This window comes from Komagataeibacter rhaeticus, from assembly GCF_003207855.1.
In the GTDB taxonomy this organism is placed as follows: domain Bacteria; phylum Pseudomonadota; class Alphaproteobacteria; order Acetobacterales; family Acetobacteraceae; genus Komagataeibacter; species Komagataeibacter rhaeticus.
Window position 1 is genome coordinate 1 of the sequence record NZ_NKTZ01000049.1, and the last position, 3,596, is coordinate 3,596.

Sequence of the window (3,596 nt, forward strand, 5' to 3'; positions counted from 1 at the left end):
GCCGGCATCCCGGAAGGGAAACTCCGCCCGCTCCGGCAAGCCATCACAATCACCGATAATCCTTAGCGTATATCTGTGCCCGTTTTATGTACGTCCCCCTGGTCATCAAGGGCGACCTCGATCCTGTCGAAGCGGTCTTTCCGTATACCGGAACCCGGCGACCCCACGAATATTACTGGTAATCTTCAGCGCGGGAATGAGAAATCGTTCCCGCGTTCTGTTTCCGTCTGGATTTTCAGGCCAGTTTGGATCTGCGCTTCCGTTTTCAGCTTGGTGCGGGATTTCGTCTCTTCCCTCAAATACCCCAATCCGACCTGATGATTGCAAAGTACGCAGTCAATGACTACAATGCTGTCATTGCCTAATGGAGGTTCCCGTGGCCGTCATGACCATCCGCAATATCGACGACAGTCTCAAGCAGCGGCTTCGTCTGCGCGCAGCACAGCATGGGCGTTCCATGGAGGAAGAGGTGCGCGATATCCTGCGCTCGGCTCTTTCCGCTGAAGTCTCTCAGGGGGTAGATGCCGGTCAGGCCATTCACCAGCGTTTTGCCAGGCTGGGCGGGGTAGACCTGCCTGCCGTGTCCCGTGAGGCCATCAGGGACGTGGATTTCGGAGTGTGATCGTTCTCGACACCAACATCCTCTCCGAACTGATGCGCTCCGGGCCTGACGGGGCGGTGCTGGCCTGGATGTCCCGTCAATCCATGATGACCCTCTTCATCACGGCCATTACCCAGGCCGAGATCCTGTATGGGCTGGCACTGCTGCCGGAAGGACGACGACGGGATCTGCTGATCGCGGCCGCCCGTGCCATGTTCGAAGAGGATTTCTCCGGCCGTATCCTGCCTTTCGACGGAGAGGCAGCTCGTGTTTATGCTGAGATCGCCTCCCGACGCCGGCACGCCGGAGAACCCATCAGTCAGTTTGATGCACAGATCGCGGCCATCGCGCAGTCCCGTGGCGCATCCCTTGCGACACGGAATATACGCGATTTCCTCAACTGCGGTATCACCCTCATCAATCCGTGGGACGAGGCGTAGGGAGGGCGTCAATGGCGGCTTGAATCCGGGCCAGATCGGCGTCCAGAAGAGCAAGGACCTGATCGGCCGGGACTGCGGGTTTCATGCTGTTGCGTGCCTTGCGGATTGCATCCCTTTTGGCAGCCCGTTCGTCGGAAAGGTCCGTCATGGTCATGTCTTCATCGCCTCGTGTTTCGTGGCAGCGACAGGAGCAGAAATCCGCCATGCGTAATCGCAGACATTATCCAGTAATTCTTCTCGTTGTGTCTGACTGTAAGCCATAACGAAATCAGCGACGATTTTTTCTGGCACACCTTCCTGTAGAAGATTGGCAGCCGTTTCCGCTATTTCCAGATTGATCGCCTCATTGAGCAAGACCAGAGCGTCCGTATCGGTCACACGCTTTGCTGCCCGTGAAACAAACCGGGCATTCAGATTCCACATCCATTGATGGCGATTGATCTTATCAGAAAACCATTCTGGAGAAGGGTATTCTGGAGCCATTAGGTATCCTCTTGAAGTGTCTGTGGTGGTCAGTTTCCAGGCCGTAAAATTGTTCTGTGGCCGAGATTACAGTCTGTCCGTTTTGGATGATCGTGTTTTGTCGTCAGCCTTGTTCCCGGTCCCTGTCGAAGGCATGAAGCCCCGCGCGTCTCCAGCGCGTTTTCAGATCAACCGGAGTGGTATCATTGCCGCCCTGAAGCTGCGCCGCAATGTCCAGGAAGGCCCCGAGCAGGGTGGCGCGGTCATCATCGGTCAGATCGACCAGTCCCGCCTTCTGGACCAGGCCGCCCAGTTCGATCAGATGATGGGTGCGTTCCCGTCGCGCCTTCGCCCAGTCGCGCATGTCAGTGCGTGCCTTTCGTGCCTGATAGCGATGGATCAGGGCTTCCTGCTTCCTGATCCGTCTTTCAAGCGCCAGAAGCTCCGTTCTGATCGTTTCCGGTTCCTTTCCGGCCGCCCTTTTTTGCACAGGCCTGAAAGAATGCCGTTCCCCGTTCGGTCCACCTCGCGACGGCTTCGGGTTTGCCGTCCGCCTGTTCGACAGCCGCAAGCAGCACCCCGGCCAGCGCCTCGATGGACAGGGTATCGGCTCCCGTCGCCTCGACCAGTTCACCGAGCTGGATGGTTCTTTGCGCCTTAAGCTGTTTTGCCTTTTCCTGAAGCGCCTTCAGTTCCGCATCAATGTCCCGTGGCTTGCGCATTTCCGGTCCTCTGTCCTGCTGGTCTGTGCCATACTCTACCACACAGGCGAGAACCGCGTCACTCATCCAGAGCAATCAACATTTTTGGTGCAGTAAAATGTGAGTGCGCGCTTATACGTCACTTCGTGACGTGCGCTTTAGTGGTGTGATAGGATCGCACTCATGGCGATCTATCACCTGCATGCAAAGGTCATCAGCCGCGCCACCGGCCGGAGCGCCGTGGCGGCGGCGGCCTATCGCGCGGCATCCCGCCTGCATGATTTGCGGCTGGATCGCGACCATGACTTTTCCAACAAGAGCGGCGTGGTGCATTCCGAGATCCTGCTGCCCGATGGCGCACCGGAACGGTTTCTTGATCGTGCGACCCTATGGAACGAGGTCGAGGCGATCGAGAAGCGCAGGGATGCCCAGCTTGCCCGCGAGGTGGAGTTTTCAATCCCGCGCGAAATGACCCAGGCGCAGGGGATCGCGCTGGCACGGGATTTTGTGCGGGAGCAGTTCGTGGAACGCGGCATGGTGGCCGATCTCAATGTGCATTGGGATATTGGCGAAGACGGACAGGCGAAGCCCCATGCGCATGTGATGCTGTCCACGCGGCGGATCGAAGTCAGAACCGGAGAGGCTGTGCATGGAAGACGAAACGGAATCCCGCATCCTGAACGAAGCGGCAGGGGCGCATACGACTTCGCGCCGGATCCTGGACCTGATGGAGCAGAAAGGGGAAGACGATCCGCTCAAGCTCATGATCCGTCTGCTGACAGAGATCCGGGAGACGCAGCGCGGCATCCTGCTGAAGCTCTCGACGCTGGAGAAGCGCTTGCAGCGGCTGGAAGAACGGCGCGACTGATCGCGGCGGCACGGTTGCGGCATGAAGGCCTGGGGCTGGCGCAGGATCAGCCTTCCATCGGGTTCGGTGCGAAAGAGCGTTCATGGAATGACAAGGATCTGCTGCTGACATGGCGGGAGCGATGGGCGTCGCTTGCCAATGAACGGCTGGCCGGGCTGGACCTAGACGTGCGGATCGACCATCGGTCGTTTGCCGCACAGGGGATCGACCTTGAGCCGCAGAACAAGATCGGACCCGCAGGGTCACGCCGGCCGGAGCGCGGCGAACCGTGTGAGCGGGTTGCCGACCATCTGGAGATCGCGCGGCGCAATGGCGAAAGGTTGCTGGCCGAACCGCATGTGGCGCTGGAGGCGTTGACCCGACAGCAGAGCACATTCACCCGTCAGGACCTGGCGCGGTTCGTGGACCGGCACACGGCGGATGCAGAACAGTTCAGTGCTGTCATGGTTCAGGTGGAAGCGTGTCCGGATCTGGTTGCCATTGGGAAAGACGGGCATGGGCGGGAGCGGTTTTCCACACGGGAG

6 protein-coding genes are annotated in these 3,596 nt (G+C 59.1%); 3 read left to right on the plus strand and 3 right to left on the minus strand.

Features of this window, described 5'->3' with window-relative positions; genetic code table 11:
• Window positions 1-364 precede the first annotated feature (364 nt).
• Together CFR78_RS15830 and CFR78_RS15835 are read left to right on the plus strand one after the other, a co-directional pair.
• Window positions 365-622, plus strand: coding sequence for a FitA-like ribbon-helix-helix domain-containing protein (locus tag CFR78_RS15830; protein WP_039732546.1), 258 nt, complete (start codon window positions 365-367; stop codon window positions 620-622).
• Window positions 619-1,041: a type II toxin-antitoxin system VapC family toxin gene (locus tag CFR78_RS15835; protein ID WP_039732545.1), complete on the plus strand. Its 423-nt coding sequence runs from the start codon at window positions 619-621 to the stop codon at window positions 1,039-1,041. The genes CFR78_RS15830 and CFR78_RS15835 overlap by 4 nt, the downstream gene beginning before the upstream one ends.
• Before the next feature lie 150 nt (window positions 1,042-1,191).
• Here CFR78_RS15835 and CFR78_RS15840 read toward each other — a convergent pair whose 3' ends face one another.
• From CFR78_RS15840 to CFR78_RS15850, 3 genes are all read right to left on the minus strand, one after another.
• Window positions 1,192-1,524, minus strand: a complete 333-nt coding sequence (locus CFR78_RS15840; RefSeq protein WP_039732544.1) for a hypothetical protein — start codon at window positions 1,522-1,524, stop codon at window positions 1,192-1,194.
• Window positions 1,525-1,627: 103 nt separating this feature from the next.
• Window positions 1,628-1,867, minus strand: a complete 240-nt coding sequence (locus CFR78_RS15845) for a conjugal transfer protein TraD (RefSeq protein WP_039732543.1) — start codon at window positions 1,865-1,867, stop codon at window positions 1,628-1,630.
• A gap of 64 nt (window positions 1,868-1,931) precedes the next feature.
• Window positions 1,932-2,291, minus strand: coding sequence for a conjugal transfer protein TraD (locus CFR78_RS15850; RefSeq protein WP_181417558.1), 360 nt, complete (start codon window positions 2,289-2,291; stop codon window positions 1,932-1,934).
• A gap of 96 nt (window positions 2,292-2,387) precedes the next feature.
• On the opposite strand from CFR78_RS15850, the gene CFR78_RS16715 reads away from it, so the two are divergent.
• Window positions 2,388-3,596: MobA/MobL family protein (locus CFR78_RS16715; RefSeq protein ID WP_258366216.1), on the plus strand; the 1,209-nt coding region annotated here is incomplete at its 3' end.

What these genes read in the sequence shown, in the direction of transcription:
- CFR78_RS15840 (WP_039732544.1), bottom strand. Translation starts at nt 1,524, where the DNA reads ATGGCTCCAGAATACCCTTCTCCAGAATGGTTTTCTGATAAGATCAAT.
- CFR78_RS15830 (WP_039732546.1), top strand. Translation starts at nt 365, where the DNA reads ATGGAGGTTCCCGTGGCCGTCATGACCATCCGCAATATCGACGACAGT.
- CFR78_RS15845 (WP_039732543.1), bottom strand. Translation starts at nt 1,867, where the DNA reads ATGCGCGACTGGGCGAAGGCGCGACGGGAACGCACCCATCATCTGATC.
- CFR78_RS15850 (WP_181417558.1), bottom strand. Translation starts at nt 2,291, where the DNA reads ATGAGTGACGCGGTTCTCGCCTGTGTGGTAGAGTATGGCACAGACCAG.